The organism is Agromyces sp. Y558, assembly GCF_059445415.1.
In genome coordinates, this window is sequence record NZ_JCAIUH010000001.1 from 285706 (window position 1) to 300015 (window position 14310).

Consider the following 14310-nt stretch of genomic DNA (forward strand, 5'->3'; position numbering starts at 1 on the left):
TCGGGAGAATGCAATGAGCGCCGCCGAGATCACCGCCGGTCTGCTCATCCTCGTGAGCGGCTTCCTCTCGATGGCCGCGGGCATCGGCATCGTGCGGTTCCCCGACGTGCTGACCCGGCTGCACGCCGCGACGAAACCGCAGGTGCTCGGGCTCGCGACCGTGCTCGTCGCGATCGTCGTGCAGGTTCCGACGTGGGGTGTGCTCACCACGGTCGTGCTCGTGATGACGTTCCAGTTGCTCACCCAGCCGATGACCGCGCACATGCTCGGGCGCTCGGCCTACCGCAGCGACCACGTTCGCCGCGACCTCCTCATCGAGGACGACCTCGACCGCGACATCGCCGAGCACGATCAGACTGGGCCTGATAGTCGACGGTGAGTCGACGTCGCGGCCACTTTCGTGACGGCTCGGGGCCCCGTGACGCATCACCCAGCACGTCACCGAAGTCCGACGAGAATGGAGTGGCGGGATGGTGGCGGCTCACCGGCGGCTCACCGGCGGTGCCCTGACGTGGTGCCGATGGAAGAGGTGGCGCGAGCATGAGACCCATGAATACGACACGCATCGTCGACCTCCGTCAGGAGTACGGCTGGACCCAGGAGCGACTCGCGACCGAGAGTGGAGTCGGCCTCAGAACCATTCAACGGCTGGAAGCGGGACACGACGCCAGCCTCGAGACGCTGTCCTTGGTGGCCGACGCCCTGCGAGTTGCAGTGCGGGACCTCTTCGCCACGATCGATGATGCGGAGCTCGGCAGCCGCGTCGAAGCTCTGCAGGCCCGCACGGAGGAACAGCAGGCTGCGCGCGACCGGCTCACCGGCGCATGGAGATGGCTGTACATCGGGATCGGCATCGTGCTGAGCCTGGTCAGCTTCACGCTCGGGCAGTACTGGTTCGTATTGTTCCTCGCGTACTGGACGGGTGGCTATCTGATTCTGGTCGCGATCCGCAGGATCTACCTCGAACCGCGGCTCGAAGAGAAGTATCCGCTCTCGCGGAGTAAGCAGCAGCTCCGGGCTCGACGGACGCCGTGGCGCGTCTCGGAACCCGAGGAAGGTGAAGCCGTCGCCGGAATCCAACAGTGAGGGGCGCGAGCGGGTCCGAGCGCATTGCCCAGGGTCCGCTTCGGTGCGTCGAGCAATCGGGGAACGGGATGTCCGTTCCGACCGAGGTGCTGCCCGTGCCGCTGTCGACGGTGAGGCCGGCCCATGCGAACCCGGCGTCAGCCGCGGGTCGGTGAGACCGTCTTGCGCATCACGGTCTTGCTCTTGCCGATGTGCCGCTCGAACGTGAATCCCGCCTTCTCGAACATGGCCCTCGTGCCGTTGTGAAGGAACGAGGACGACGTCTTCTTGCCCGGGGTGAGCTCGTTGGGGAACGAGACCACCTCGCCCCCGCCGGCCTGCGCGATCAGCTCCAGCGCGCCGTCCAGCGCCTCCCGTGCCACTCCCGAACGTCGGTGGTCGCGGTCGACGAAGAAGCAGGTGATGCGCCACGGTGCGGGCATGGTCTCGCCCGCGTCGTACTGCTTGCGGTGGTAGATGTTCGGCAGTTCGACCGGACTGCCATACTCGCACCACGCGATCGCGTCGTCGCCGTCGAATACGAGCGCGGCGTGGGCGATGCCCTCCGCCACAAGTCGCTGCTTGAACGTCGGCCGGTCGTACTCGTCCTTGACGGTGTGCTCCGAGTCGGTGTGGAAGTACGAGCAGTAGCACCCGCCCCAGACCCCGTTGTGCTTCTGTGCAAGTGCCAGCCACGCCGGGAAGGTCTCGGGAGTGAGCGGCCTGATCACGTGCGAAGTCGTCACGCCCATCTCACCGGCCCCACGTGTCGGTCCAACGCGGCGATGTCGATGCCGTGGTGTTCAGGTGTCGGAGGATCACTCGCCACGCGCGTGCCATGCCGTCATCTTGCCAGCATCACCGATTGATGTCACGGCTTTCATCGTTTGCCCGAAGACCGGTCGATCCGCGCGGCAAGAATCTGTCGCTAGACGCCTGTCTCGACCCAACTCACCGGAAGGAACGGGCTGTACACATAGACGACCTTGTCTCCCTTGCGGTCGATCTCGATAGTTCCCTTGCCCATGTTCATCGCATTGATGATCTGGGACCGAACACCCTCCCACGTGGGGCCATCCGTGAAGCGGAACTTCGCGTAGTTGGGTGCGATGCTGCCGATATAGAGAGTGACGTCCGTTGCCATGTGACGAACTCTACCGAGGGCCGCTGGGCATCAGAGTTCGCGCAGAGCGGCGGGTTCGCAACCGTCCTGGTTGCGGTCCTTCCCTGGCCCGGCGCCGAGAGAACGATATTCTTGAAGTGACGCTCTTCAGGATATTCTTGAACTGGCTGAATTCGTGATATTCTTAAACACCCGGCATTCAGAATATCCTTGAACCCGCTCGTTCTTGATGATCAGGAAAGAGGCCGAATGCCCACCTACGACGTACGCAATCCCAAGATGCTCGCCAATGCGATCCGCGACGCCCGGCGACAGTCCGGCGTGACCGTCGCCGACATTGCAGACGACCTCGGCATCACGCCGCAGTACCTGTACGAGATCGAGGCGGGGAAACACCCCATGTGGATCACTCGGGTGTTCCGGATTCTTCGCAAGCTCAACATCACGGTCACCGTCTCATACGGGAAGGCGGATGACGATCGTGACTGACCCCGAAACTCTGAACGTCTACCTATACGACAATCTCATCGGCACGGTCACCCGGGGCGAGCGGATCGACCAGGTCAAACTGAGCCTGGAACCGCGAAACGTCGGTGATCCCGGCGCGATGTCCGAAGGATTCGCCCTGCTGCCGTCCATCCCGCCGACCCCGAAACAGATCTCCGCGTTCCTCGGTGGATACGCCCCCGAAGGTCTGCAACGCACCGCCCTCGCCGCGAAGAAGCGTATCGACCAGTCGGATCTGTACTCATTGCTCCGACACTACGGGCTGACCATGGCAGGCGCAGTCTCGGTTCGAAGCTCCGGCCACACCGACGATGCGCCGGGAACCTACCGGAAGCTCACCGAACGCGACCTCATCAAGAAGCTCCAGAAGGCACAGCGCGACCACGACCTCGGGAACGAGCCCGACTCCGGCAGATCGATGCTGCCCGGATTCCAACCCAAGGTGCTGATCGCCCGATTCGACGACGTTTGGTACCAGCCGGAACGGCGGGCGCACTCCACGCACATCCTGAAGCCCGCACCGACCCGCAGGCCTGCGACGGTCTACGACGAGTTCTACTCTCACCAGCTGGCACGCCACATGGGACTCTCCTCGTTCGACAGCGACCTCCTCACTTACAACGGGCACACATTCCTCGCAATCGAACGCTACGACCGGCGTATCGAGAACGGCGATGTTCAGCTCCTCCATCAGGAAGACGCCGCCCAAGCGCTCGGACTCGACTGGGTGGCGTCCACCGCGAAGTTCCAAGACTCTGCATCCCCAACCATGCCCGGCCGACCGAGCGCGAAGAGAATTGCCGAGTTGTTCGGCTCGTTCGGCGATGGCAGCGACGTGGAAACCTGGCTTCGGTATCTGCTGTACAACGTCCTTGTCGGCAACCATGACGCCCACGCGAAGAATGTCTCGATCCTCCACACCGACGATGGACCCCGAATCTCCGACCTCTACGACGCCGTCCCGATTCTGCATATCAATGACGACCCGTCGCGCCTCGGGTCGAAGAGGATCAACGACGAGCTCTCCCTCGCGATCGGCGGAGAATTCAGCCACCACTCCATCACCCTCGACCACTTTCGAGAGGAAGCATCGAGCTGGGGGGCGATCGGGTCCCGTCGCGCTCAACAAGTGATGACGGGCACCATCGAACAGTTCGGCGCCGCCCTCGACGCCGTCGCCGAGATCCCAGGCGGCAGTATCGGCCTTCGGAACCGGCTCGAGTACAATCTCGAGCGAATCGGTTCCGGCAAGCCGATCGGGAGGCCGAAGCTGCCCCGGCCCGCACGGTAGTCGACGGTGAGGCAAGGCACTCAACCGCTGCGAGCGTCTCAGTGCGCGAGCTGCGCGGCCTTCAACCGCGCCGGCTTGCCGGGCTTGCACGGCCGGGCACCGTGCCCGGGTTCGTCGGCACGCCGCTCATCCTCGATGCACTGTGCGTGGCAGGGCGACCCGACGTCCCCACTGCATGCTGCTCGAGATCAACGTGAGCCGGTGAAGACCGGCTTGCGCTTCTCCTGGAACGCGGCGAAGCCCTCACGGTAGTCGACCGTGTCGCAGAGCGCGGCCTGCGCACGGTTCTCCTCCGCCATCGACGCCCAGAGTCCGAGCCGGTCGTCGCGGAGCGCGGCGATGAGTCGCTTCGAGGCGACGAACGCCTGGGTCGCCCCGGATGCCGCGGCGCGGGCCGCGGCGCGGGTGGCATCCGTCACCTCGTCGGCGACGAAGACCTGCGAGAACAGCCCGGCGGCGACCGCTTCCGACCCCGACATGAGCCGGCCCGTGACGATGAGGTCCATCGTCCTGTGCGCGCCGAGACGCTCGAAGAACAGGGCGTGGCCGCCCGAGTCGAGGGTCGCGCCGAGGTTCGCGAATGGCGAGCCGATCTTCGCGGTGTCGGCGACGTAGACGATGTCCGACGCGATGAGCAGGCCGAGTCCGACGCCGAGGCACGCGCCGTGGGCGACGGCGAAGGTCGGCGCGGGGAATCCCGCCATGCGCTGCAGCAATGGCTCGACGAGTCCGCCGAGATAGCCGAGCACGTCGTCGTCGCGCGGGTCGACGCCCGAGATGTCGCGGCCGGCGCAGAACGCGCGCCCTTCGCCGCGCAGCACGAGTGCACGCACCTCACCGAGCTGCGACATCCGCTCGGCCTCGGTGTAGGCCGCCGAGAGCTCGCCGATCGCTGCCTCATCGAGCGCGTTCAGCTTCTCGGGCGCGTTCAGCACGATCTCGGCAACGCCGTCGTGCACGCTCAGTTCGATCATCGTGCTGCTCTCTCTTCCGCTCGCCTATTGCTTTTCTCAGGAGATTCTTGCCCGATACCGCAGATTCCCGTCAGATTCTCCTGAAAACAGTACGTTTTGGGAGGGTCGTTCCTGAGAAGGGAGGCTGTGGCGCCGCGGTGGGACATCACACGTCGTAGTCGACGACGACGCGGTCGGACTTCGGGTGCGACTGGCAGGTGAGCACGTAGCCGCGTTCGAGTTCGTCGGGTTCGAGCGCGTAGTTCTCGGTCATCGCCACGCTGCCTTCGACGAGGCGCGCGCGACACGTACCGCAGACACCGCCAGCGCACGCGAACGGTACGTCTGGCCGCACTCGCAGCGCCGCATTGAGGATGGACTCGTTCGCGCTCACCGGGCTGTCGACGGTCGTCGACTGCCCGTCGAGGGTGAACTCGATTGCGACGGTCGGCTCGCCGCGCTCGACGACGACAGGCCGTCCGTGTCGCGGTTCGACCCGGTCGGCGTCCGTCGTGAAGAGTTCGTAGCGGACATGCTTGGTGGGCACACCGCGCGCCTCGAGCGTGTCGCGAGCGAGCTGCACGAGCTCGAACGGCCCGCAGAGGAACCACTCGTCGATCGTCTCGGGGCGGATCAGCACGTCGAGCATGCGCTCGAGCTTCTCGCCGTCGATGCGCCCCGACAGCAGTGGCGCGGTGCGCTGCTCGCGCGAGAGCACGTGGTGCAGCGCGAGGCGCGAGGGGTAGCGGTCCTTCAGTTCGGCGAGCTCTTCGAGGAACATCACGTCGAGCGTCGACCGGTTCGTGTAGACGAGTTCGAACTCGGATGTCTCGGAGCGGGCCAGCACCGTGTGGGCGAGCGCCATGAGCGGGGTGATGCCCGAGCCCGCGGCGATGCCGACGACATGCTTGCCGTCGAGTGCGTCGAGGGTCGAGGTGAACGTGCCCTGCGGGCTCATCACCTCGAGCGTGTCGCCCGCGGCGAGCTCGGTGTTCGCCCACGTCGAGAAGAGTCCGCCGAGGTCGCGTTTGATCGCCACCGAGACGCTGCCCCGCTCCGGCGGCCGGCAGATCGAGTAGCTGCGTCGCAGCTCGTGGCCGTCGAAGTCCTTACGGAGGGCGACGTACTGGCCGGGCAGGTAGGTGTACTCGTCGGCGAGGGCATCGGGCACGGCGAAGGTGACCTCGACCGCGTCGGCAGTGAGCGGGCGCACCTCGGCGACCTCGAGCGCGTGGAACCGGGCTCGCCGTCGGCTCGGGCTCGGACCGTCTTCGTTGGTCGCCGTCTCGCCGCCGACCGTGCTCGCGAGGAACGCCGAGGCGACAGCCTCCGTGGGTTGAGGAGGGTGCGCAGCGCCCGTCTCGAAACCTCCGCCACCGAGGGGCGGGTTTCGAGACGCGTCCTCCTGCGCCGGGCGCTCCTCAACCCGCGAGGAGGTGGAGCCCAGGTTCTTCGCCGCCATCAGAGCACCTTGAAGTAGTCGAAGGGCTCGAGGCAGTCACGGCACTCGTAGAGCGCTTTGCACGAGGTCGAGCCGAAGCGGGCGAGCTCGCGCGTGTTCAGCGAGTCGCAGCGCGGGCATTTCACGGCGAGCTGCAGCCGCACGGGCCCGGAGCCGCGCGCGGCGGCGTTGCCCGTCGGCGCCTGGATGCCGTAGCGGCGGAGCTTCTCCTTGCCGCCCTCGCTCATCCAGTCGGTGGTCCACGCGGGCGCGAGCACGATTTCGACCCGCACCTCGTCGTAGCCGGCGTGCGTCAGCGCGAGCAGCACATCGTCACGCATCGCGTCGAGCGCGGGGCATCCGCTGTACGTGGGCGTCAACGCGACGCGCACGGTGCCGTTCTCACCGATGTCGACCGAGCGCAGCACGCCGAGGTCTTCGATCGTGAGCACCGGAATCTCGGGGTCGGTCACGGTCGCCGCGACCTCCCACGCGCGCCGGGCGGCCGGGTTCGTCGGCACCGGTCGTGCGACGGAAGCCGCTGGTCGAGCAGGCGGCGCAGCCGTCGTATCGAGACCCGTCTGCGTCTCGATACGCGTCGCCTCCGGCGGCGCTACTCGACGGGCGATCGCGGCCGCGCTCACCACGATGTCCCCGGGTGCGCACGGGCGAGCACCTGCATCTCTGCGAGCAGCGGGCCGAGGTGCTCGGTGTGCCGGCCTTCGCGGCCGCCGCCCGACGCGACGAACGCGGTGCGACCGGCCGGTCGCTCGAGACCCGCCTCGAGGAACACCTCGTCGATGACGGCGTCGAAGGCAGCGAGCAGCGTCGAGGGAAGCACCGCAACCCCGTCGGCGGCAAGGCGTTCGACGAGCGCATCGTCGACGAAGAGCTCGTCGATGTACGGCCAGGTGTCGGTGATCGCGGCGATCATGCGGCGACGCGACTCCTCGGTGCCGCCCGCGAGCCGCAGCACCCACTGGGTGGCATGGTCGCGGTGGTAGTCGATCTCCTTCACCGACTTCGCAGCGATCGCCGCGAGCGTCGGGTCGGCCGAGTCGACGAGCCGCGAGTACAGCTCGTACAGGTACACGGATGCCGCGAGCTGACGCGCGATCGTGTGGGCGAAGTCGCCGTTCGGCTGTTCGAAGAGCCAGGCGTTCGTCCACTCGGGCTCGTCGCGCCAGTAGGCGAGGTCGTCTTCGCTGCGGCCGCTCGCGGTGCCCGCATAGTGCAGGAGGGAGCGCGCGTGGCCGATGAGGTCGAGGGCGATGTTGCCGAGGGCGACGTCCTCTTCGAGTTCGGGAGCGCTGGCGATCCACATGCCGAGCTGCTGGGCGAGCACGAGGGCGTCGTCGCCGAGGCGCAGCGCGTACTGCGCGGCATCCGTCGACGCGACCGTCATGGTGCCGTCGGCGGCGGTGCCCGCGAGCTCTTCGGCGAGCGCGAGCCGATCGACGGAGACGTCGCCGTGGACGTCCACTGCGGGTTGAGCCTGTCGAAACCCTTCGACTGGCTCAGGGCGCACATCGCTCACAGGTGCTTCACCCCTTCGCTCTTCGTGTAGTAGACCGCGTGCCGGTAGTTCTTGCCGGCGGGGCTCTCGAAGAACGCGCCCTTCGCGTCGGGGTCGCTCGTCGTGATCGCGTCGGCGGGTACCACCCAGATCGAGATGCCCTCGCCCCGGCGCGTGTACAGGTCGCGCGCGTTGCGCACCGCCATGTCGGAGTCGGGCGCGTGCAGCGAGCCCACGTGTACGTGGGAGAGCCCGCGATTGGCGCGCACGAAGACCTCCCACAGGGGCCAGGCCTCGGTGCCGATTTCGCCGGGAGTCGACATCAGCTGTTCCTCTCGCTCACGCCGGTTGAGGAGGCGCGCCAGCGCCGTCTCGAAACCCCACGTTCGGACAGCCCGGGTTTCGGTGGCTCGCTGCGCTCGCTCCTCAACCCACTCATGCTGCACCCTTCGACAGGCTCAGGGAGCGCTTCTCGGCGTACGCCGCCGCGGCCTCGCGCACCCAGGCGCCGTCTTCGTGCGCCTCGCGCCGACGGCGCAGGCGCTCGGCATTCGCGGGTCCGCGGCCGGCGAGCACCTCGTTGAACTCGTCCCAGTCGATCTCGCTCATGTCGTACTGCCCGGTCTCGTCGTTCCACGCGAGGTTCGGGTCGGGCAGCGTGACGCCGAGCACCGCTGCCTGCGGTACGAGCATGCCGACGAAGCGCTGGCGCAGTTCGTCGTTCGAGAAGCGCTTGATGTTCCACGCCATCGACTGCGCCGAGTTCGGCGACTCGTCGTCGGGCGGCCCGAACATCATGAGCGAGGGCCAGTACCAGCGGTTCACGGAGTCTTGCGCCATCTCGCGCTGCGCCTCGCTGCCCTGCATGAGTTCGAGCAGGATCTCGAAGCCCTGCCGCTGGTGGAACGACTCCTCTTTGCAGATGCGCACCATTGCGCGTCCGTACGGGCCGTACGACGCGCGGCAGAGCGGCACCTGGTTGCAGATCGCGGCACCGTCGACGAGCCAGCCGATCGCGCCCATGTCCGCCCAGGTCGGGGTGAGGTAGTTGAAGATCGAAGAGTAGCGCGCCCGCCCGGTGATGAGTTGGTCCATCATCTCTTCGCGGGTGATGCCGAGCGTCTGCGCGGCCGAGTAGAGGTAGAGCCCGTGGCCCGCCTCGTCTTGCACCTTCGCCATCAGGATCGCCTTGCGCTTGAGGCTCGGCGCGCGCGTGATCCAGTTCGACTCGGGCTGCATGCCGATGATCTCGGAGTGCGCGTGCTGGCTGATCTGGCGGATGAGCGTCTTGCGGTACGCATCGGGCATCCAGTCGCGCGGCTCGATGCGGGAGTCCGCGGTGATGAGGTCGTTGAACTGCTCCTCCTCGGGGGAGAGGTCTCGTTCGACCACGCTGAGGTCTGCGGGAGAGGTCATCGTCGACTCCTGTGTGTTCTGCGGCTTTCGCCTGGCATGCGGGCGCTCGTGGCATCCGACATTACTAACCGATCGTTCAGTTAGTATATAGTCAAGTCGAGCGCCGCAGCAACGGCGCGCGAACGCGTGAACGCGTGAACTCGATGAGGAGCTTCAGATTTGGATGCCGCGACCACTGCCACGACAACCGGCCCGGCCTCGAACCGTGCCATGATGCAGCGCGACCGCGCCTCCGCCGCCCTCGGTATGGTCGTCGAGCGAGATGAGCCCGGCATCGCGATCGTCTCGATGCGTGTGCGCGACGACATGACGAACGGGTTCCACATCACCCACGGCGGGCTCGTCTTCACCCTGGCCGACACGGCCTTCGCGATCGCCTGCAACGAAGACGACACCGTCACCGTCGCAGCCGGCGCCGACATCACCTTCCTGAAGTCCACGGTCACCGGGCAGACGCTCACGGCGACCGCGGTGCGCCGCACCCGCAGCGGCCGCACGGGCCTCTACGACGTCTCGGTCACCGACGAGCACGGCGACCCGGTCGCCGAGTTCCGCGGCCGTTCGATCTCCACCAATCGCACCATCTGACCCGTCCCGTTCCCTGAGCCTGTCGAAGGGAGCCAGCCGCACCGTTCGCTTCGCCCTTCGACAGGCTCAAGGAGCTCGACAGGCTCAAGGAGCTCGACAGGCTCAGGGAGCTCGACCGGCTCAGGGCACCGAATTCCACCCGACCCCGAGGAGCACCCCGTGTCGACGACGACCATCACCCCCAGCGTCTCGGGCCTCGCCCCCGCCGCGCCCCAAGAACTCGACCCCGAAGAGCGGATGTCCCGGGCCGAGATCGAGGTGCTGCAGCTCGAGCGCCTCCAGCAGACCGTGCAGCACGCCTACGAGCACGTGCCCCTCTATACGAAGAAGTTCGACGATGCGGGCGTGCACCCCCGCGACATCCGCTCGCTCGACGACCTCGCCAAGCTGCCCTTCACGACGAAGGAGGACCTGCGCCAGACCTACCCCTTCGGCATGTTCGCCGTGCCGATGGAGCAGGTCGCGCGCATCCACGCCTCGAGCGGCACCACCGGCCGGCCCACCGTCGTCGGCTACACGAAGGGCGACCTCGACCGCTGGGCGACGCTCATCGCGCGGTCGCTGCGGGCGAGCGGCATCCGGCCGGGCATGAAGGTGCACAACGCCTATGGGTACGGCCTCTTCACGGGCGGCCTCGGCGCGCACGCCGGCATCGAGAAGCTCGGCGCGACCGTCATCCCGATGTCGGGTGGGCAGACTGCACGGCAGGTGCAGCTCATCGTCGATTTCGAGCCCGATGCGATCCTCTGCACGCCGAGCTACCTGCTCACGATCGCCGACTGCATGGTCGAGCAGGGCATCGACCCGCGCTCGACGAGCCTCAAGGTCGCCGTGCTCGGCGCCGAGCCGTGGACGAACGAGATGCGGCGCGACCTCGAGCAGCGCCTCGGCATCGATGCGCTCGACATCTACGGGCTCAGCGAGGTCATGGGGCCCGGCGTCGGTAGCGAGTGCCTCGAGACGAAAGACGGGCCGCACCTCTGGGAGGATCACTTCCTGCCCGAGATCATCGACGGTGAGACCGGCGCACAGCTGGCCGACGGCGCGATGGGCGAACTCGTCTTCACCTCGCTCACGAAAGAAGCGTTCCCGGTCATCCGGTACCGCACGCGCGACCTCACCCGACTGCTGCCCGGCACGGCGCGGCCCGGCATGCGCCGGATCGAGAAGATCACCGGCCGCAACGACGACATGATCATCCTGCGCGGCGTGAACCTCTTCCCGACCCAGATCGAGGAGATCGTGCTCGGCATCGAGCAGCTGACGCCGCACTTCATCCTCGAGCTCACCCGCACGGGCACGATGGACGACCTGACCGTGCGCATCGAACGTCACCCCGACCTCGACGTCGACGTCTGCCAGGCCGCCACGATCGTGCTCGCCAAGCGCATCAAGGAGGGCATCGGGTCATCCGTCGCCGTGAAGCTCGAAGAGCCGGGGGCACTCCCCCGCAGCGAGGGCAAATACAAGCGCGTCTACGACCTGCGCACGACTGCGAGTTGAGGGTGCGGTGCGTCTGCGGGTTGAGCTTGTCGAAACCCCCGAGCGGGTTGAGCTTGTCGAAACCCTCGAGCGGGTTGAGCTTGTCGAAACCCTCACCCGGAATGGGTTTCGACAGGCTCAACCCGCAGAACTCGGCGAAGAGGATGCGAAGATGAGGGCGATGTCTGAGAACGGATCACTTCGACGAGGGCGACCCGGTTACGACCGGCAGGGCATCCTCGAGGTCGCCGTCGCCGCCTTCAACCAGTACGGCTACGACGCGACCTCGATGGGCATGCTCGCCGACCGACTCGGCCTCTCGAAATCGGCGATCTACCACCATTTCGCGTCGAAGGACGAGATCCTCGAGCAGGCACTCGATGAAGCGCTGAGCGCGCTCGAATCCGTCCTGAGCGAAGCGGATGCCTCGGGCGGCCGTGCGACCGACCGTGTCGACCGTGTGCTGCGCGGCGCCGTACACGTGCTCGTGTCGAAACTCGCCTCCGTGACGCTGCTGCTCAGGGTGCGCGGCAACACCGAGGTCGAACGCCGTGCCCTCGCACGTCGCCGTGCGTTCGACAAGGCGGTCACCGCGCTCGTCGAGGAGGCGCAGACCGAGGGCACGCTGCGCAGCGACATCGACGCGAGCGTCGTCTCACGACTGCTGTTCGGCATGATCAACTCGATCGTCGAGTGGTACCGCCCGGGCGGGCGTGAAGACGCCGACAAGCTCGCCGACGACGTCATCGCCGTCGCGCTCGACGGCCTGCGCATGCCCACCTCGAACCGCGTCCAGGAGCTGCTCGGCTGACGAGCAGCGCCAGTCGAGTGGCAGCACCCGCGGCGCCTCAGCGATCGAGCTGCAGACGTGTCCATGCGAGCGCGCACAGCGCGCCGAACACGATCGGCACCGACGGCACCATGGCGAGGCTCGCGAGCGGCACGGAGTCGGGCGTGATCGCCCAGAGCGCCGGCGCCACGAGCGGCACCCACTCGCCGATGCCGATCACGGCCATGACCTGCGCGACGACGATGAGACCGACGGTCGCTGCGATGCCAGGCAACAGCCCGCGCCCGAGGGTCGCGACCCACGCGGCCGGCACGGCGATGAGCGCAGTGAGCACCACGAGCAAGGGAACGCGCGCGAGCTCGCCGGCGCCCGCGGCATCCGTGCGCCCGTAGTCGAGCGCCAGCCCGACGGCAGCAACGGCGACGGTCAGCACCACGGCCACGCCGACGGCCCACGCGAGGTACACGGCGAGCTTGGCGAGTGCGATCGTCGATCGGCGCACGGGGAGCGCGAAGAGGCCGCCCACGGTGCCGTCGGCGAACTCGCGGCCGAACATCCAGCTGAGTGCGACGCCGAACGCGAGCAGTCCGCCGGCGGCGGTGATCTGCGCCACGACCCCGACGAGTCCGGCCCAGCCGCCGGCGCCGGCGAGCGGCCCGAGCTTCGCCAAGATCTGGCCGTCGCCGGATGCCGCCCCGACCAGCATGCCGAGCGTGAGCACCGTGACGCCGCCGATGAGGATGACGGTGATCGAGCTCATGACGCGCGACGCCCGCGCCTTGCGAGCCTCGACCGCCACCGCCGTGCCGAAGAGTGCGCTCATGCGCCGGCCTCCAGGTCGAGGTCGTCGGCGTGCAGCATCGCGAAGAACGCCCGCTCGAGGTCGACACCGGCCGGGTCGAGCGCGCCGATCGCACGGCCGGCGTTGATGACCGTGATGCGGTCGGCGATGCGAGCGACCTCGTCGAGATGGTGACTCGACACGAGGACGCCGGCGCCCGCCGCCGCCCGGCGCAACAGCGCCTCACGGAGCAGGATCACGCCGCGCGGGTCGAGCGCGTTCGTCGGCTCGTCGAGCACGATGAGGTTCGGCTCGTGCTGCAGAGCCGCGGCGAGGCCCACTCGCTGTCGGTTGCCGAGCGACAGGCGGCTCGCCCGCACGCTCGCGTATCGCGCGAGGTCGAACTCCTCGATGGCCCGATCAACCAGCTCACCGGCGTGCCGACGCCCGATGCCGTGAAGGCGTGCAGCCGCGATCAGATTCGACCTGCCGTCGAGCTCGGCGTAGGCGAGCGGATGCTCCACCAGCTGGCCCACTCGCGCCCACACGGACGCGGGCGCATCACTCAGCTCGCTGCCGTCGATGCGCACCGTGCCCGCCTGCGGCCGAAGCATCCCGAGCACGAGTCGCATGAGGGTGGTCTTGCCTGCGCCGTTGAGGCCGACGATCGCGTGGATCTCGCCGGGCGCGATCGTCAGATCGATGCCGTGCACTCCGGCGCAGCCTGCGAACTCGCGCACGAGCCCTCGCGCGTCGAGCCGAGGGTCAGTCATGGCGCACGTCGATCACGTCGAGCGCATGTTCGATCGAGTCTGCGAGGGTGTCGGTCTCGCGCTCGGCCCACGAGAACAATCCGGCTACGAGGGCGGCGAGCACGGATGCCGCGGCGACCCGCGCGACCTCGGCCGACGCGCCATCCGCCACCAGCTGGTCGACGATCGCCCGCTCGGTGTTGCCCGTCGAGCGCCACATCGCCCCACGCAACGACGAGGTCTGCGCGGCGATGCGCACCCGGCGCCGGATCAGTGGCGTCTCTGGCTCGGGCACGGCGCGCCATGCCGCCCGTACCCCACGAGCGGCGCGGAGGAACGGGGCATCCGCCAGCGGTTGCGTGCCGATCGCGGCGATGAGCAGCGGGTCGTACGGGTCGTCGAGGAGCAGGTGATCCTTCGCCGGGAAATGCCGGAAGAACGTCATCTCGGTCACGCCCGCAGTGCGGGCGATCTCGTCGACGGTGGTCGACTCGTAGCCCTGCCGTTCGAAGAGTTCGAGTCCGGCCTCGATGAGGGCAGCGCGCGTGCGCTCGCGTTTCGACGGGCGCGGCGTCGGCGTGTTCTTCGCGATGTTCATTCCATAA

At 67.6% G+C, this 14310-nt stretch carries 18 protein-coding genes; 7 read left to right on the forward strand and 11 right to left on the reverse strand.

The window, feature by feature from the left end; genetic code table 11:
• Nucleotides 1–13: 13 nt before the first annotated feature.
• Both mnhG and AC1C2T_RS01230 read left to right on the forward strand, forming a co-directional pair.
• Nucleotides 14–379 (forward strand): monovalent cation/H(+) antiporter subunit G, encoded by a 366-nt coding sequence (gene mnhG, locus AC1C2T_RS01225; protein ID WP_495383950.1) that lies wholly within the window; start codon nucleotides 14–16, stop codon nucleotides 377–379.
• 170 nt (nucleotides 380–549) lie between these two features.
• Entirely contained in the window at nucleotides 550–1086 is a 537-nt protein-coding gene (locus tag AC1C2T_RS01230; RefSeq protein ID WP_495383951.1) for a helix-turn-helix domain-containing protein, read from the forward strand.
• Nucleotides 1087–1223: 137 nt separating this feature from the next.
• Here AC1C2T_RS01230 and AC1C2T_RS01235 read toward each other — a convergent pair whose 3' ends face one another.
• On the reverse strand, nucleotides 1224–1817 hold the full coding sequence (locus tag AC1C2T_RS01235) for a GNAT family N-acetyltransferase (RefSeq protein ID WP_495383952.1): 594 nt from the start codon (nucleotides 1815–1817) through the stop codon (nucleotides 1224–1226).
• A gap of 176 nt (nucleotides 1818–1993) precedes the next feature.
• A complete protein-coding gene (locus AC1C2T_RS01240; protein ID WP_495363165.1) occupies nucleotides 1994–2209 on the reverse strand; it encodes a hypothetical protein in 216 nt (71 codons plus the stop codon).
• A 228-nt stretch (nucleotides 2210–2437) separates the two neighbouring features.
• Between AC1C2T_RS01240 and AC1C2T_RS01245 the strand changes: the two genes are divergently transcribed.
• Together AC1C2T_RS01245 and AC1C2T_RS01250 are read left to right on the forward strand one after the other, a co-directional pair.
• Nucleotides 2438–2677 carry a helix-turn-helix transcriptional regulator gene (locus AC1C2T_RS01245; RefSeq protein ID WP_495363164.1) on the forward strand — a complete coding sequence of 80 codons (240 nt, stop codon included), beginning with the start codon at nucleotides 2438–2440 and terminating at the stop codon, nucleotides 2675–2677.
• Entirely contained in the window at nucleotides 2670–3986 is a 1317-nt protein-coding gene (locus AC1C2T_RS01250) for a type II toxin-antitoxin system HipA family toxin (RefSeq protein ID WP_495383953.1), read from the forward strand. The genes AC1C2T_RS01245 and AC1C2T_RS01250 overlap by 8 nt, the downstream gene beginning before the upstream one ends.
• Before the next feature lie 188 nt (nucleotides 3987–4174).
• Here AC1C2T_RS01250 and AC1C2T_RS01255 read toward each other — a convergent pair whose 3' ends face one another.
• The 6 genes from AC1C2T_RS01255 to paaA all read right to left on the reverse strand — a co-directional run bounded on the left by AC1C2T_RS01255 (nucleotide 4175) and on the right by paaA (nucleotide 9312).
• Entirely contained in the window at nucleotides 4175–4960 is a 786-nt protein-coding gene (locus tag AC1C2T_RS01255; RefSeq protein WP_495383954.1) for an enoyl-CoA hydratase/isomerase family protein, read from the reverse strand.
• Nucleotides 4961–5105: 145 nt separating this feature from the next.
• Nucleotides 5106–6401, reverse strand: a complete 1296-nt coding sequence (gene paaE, locus AC1C2T_RS01260) for a 1,2-phenylacetyl-CoA epoxidase subunit PaaE (RefSeq protein WP_495383955.1) — start codon at nucleotides 6399–6401, stop codon at nucleotides 5106–5108.
• Nucleotides 6401–6901: a 1,2-phenylacetyl-CoA epoxidase subunit PaaD gene (gene paaD, locus AC1C2T_RS01265; protein WP_495385378.1), complete on the reverse strand. Its 501-nt coding sequence runs from the start codon at nucleotides 6899–6901 to the stop codon at nucleotides 6401–6403. Before paaD ends, paaE begins: the two co-directional genes overlap by 1 nt.
• A gap of 119 nt (nucleotides 6902–7020) precedes the next feature.
• Entirely contained in the window at nucleotides 7021–7863 is an 843-nt protein-coding gene (paaC, locus tag AC1C2T_RS01270) for a 1,2-phenylacetyl-CoA epoxidase subunit PaaC (protein WP_495363160.1), read from the reverse strand.
• 50 nt (nucleotides 7864–7913) lie between these two features.
• Complete coding sequence (gene paaB, locus AC1C2T_RS01275) at nucleotides 7914–8219, reverse strand: 1,2-phenylacetyl-CoA epoxidase subunit PaaB (protein ID WP_495363159.1); 306 nt, start codon at nucleotides 8217–8219, stop codon at nucleotides 7914–7916.
• Between the two features lie 112 nt (nucleotides 8220–8331).
• Nucleotides 8332–9312, reverse strand: a complete 981-nt coding sequence (paaA, locus tag AC1C2T_RS01280) for a 1,2-phenylacetyl-CoA epoxidase subunit PaaA (RefSeq protein ID WP_495383956.1) — start codon at nucleotides 9310–9312, stop codon at nucleotides 8332–8334.
• Nucleotides 9313–9522: 210 nt separating this feature from the next.
• On the opposite strand from paaA, the gene paaI reads away from it, so the two are divergent.
• The 3 genes from paaI (at nucleotide 9523) to AC1C2T_RS01295 (ending at nucleotide 12193) form a co-directional block, all read left to right on the forward strand.
• Nucleotides 9523–9900, forward strand: a complete 378-nt coding sequence (gene paaI, locus AC1C2T_RS01285; protein WP_495363157.1) for a hydroxyphenylacetyl-CoA thioesterase PaaI — start codon at nucleotides 9523–9525, stop codon at nucleotides 9898–9900.
• 159 nt (nucleotides 9901–10059) lie between these two features.
• A complete protein-coding gene (paaK, locus tag AC1C2T_RS01290; protein ID WP_495383957.1) occupies nucleotides 10060–11403 on the forward strand; it encodes a phenylacetate--CoA ligase PaaK in 1344 nt (447 codons plus the stop codon).
• Nucleotides 11404–11563: 160 nt separating this feature from the next.
• Nucleotides 11564–12193, forward strand: coding sequence for a TetR/AcrR family transcriptional regulator (locus AC1C2T_RS01295; protein WP_495383958.1), 630 nt, complete (start codon nucleotides 11564–11566; stop codon nucleotides 12191–12193).
• Nucleotides 12194–12230: 37 nt separating this feature from the next.
• Here the strand turns inward: AC1C2T_RS01295 and AC1C2T_RS01300 are convergent, their stop codons facing one another.
• Genes AC1C2T_RS01300 through AC1C2T_RS01310 form a run of 3 tightly spaced genes read right to left on the reverse strand, consistent with a single transcriptional unit; the run spans nucleotide 12231 to nucleotide 14303 of the window.
• Nucleotides 12231–12995 carry an ABC transporter permease gene (locus AC1C2T_RS01300; protein WP_495383959.1) on the reverse strand — a complete coding sequence of 255 codons (765 nt, stop codon included), beginning with the start codon at nucleotides 12993–12995 and terminating at the stop codon, nucleotides 12231–12233.
• Nucleotides 12992–13726 (reverse strand): ABC transporter ATP-binding protein, encoded by a 735-nt coding sequence (locus AC1C2T_RS01305; RefSeq protein ID WP_495383960.1) that lies wholly within the window; start codon nucleotides 13724–13726, stop codon nucleotides 12992–12994. Before AC1C2T_RS01305 ends, AC1C2T_RS01300 begins: the two co-directional genes overlap by 4 nt.
• The gene (locus tag AC1C2T_RS01310; RefSeq protein WP_495383961.1) at nucleotides 13719–14303 is read right to left on the reverse strand and encodes a TetR/AcrR family transcriptional regulator; all 585 of its coding nucleotides are present in this window, start codon (nucleotides 14301–14303) and stop codon (nucleotides 13719–13721) included. Before AC1C2T_RS01310 ends, AC1C2T_RS01305 begins: the two co-directional genes overlap by 8 nt.
• Nucleotides 14304–14310 lie beyond the last annotated feature (7 nt).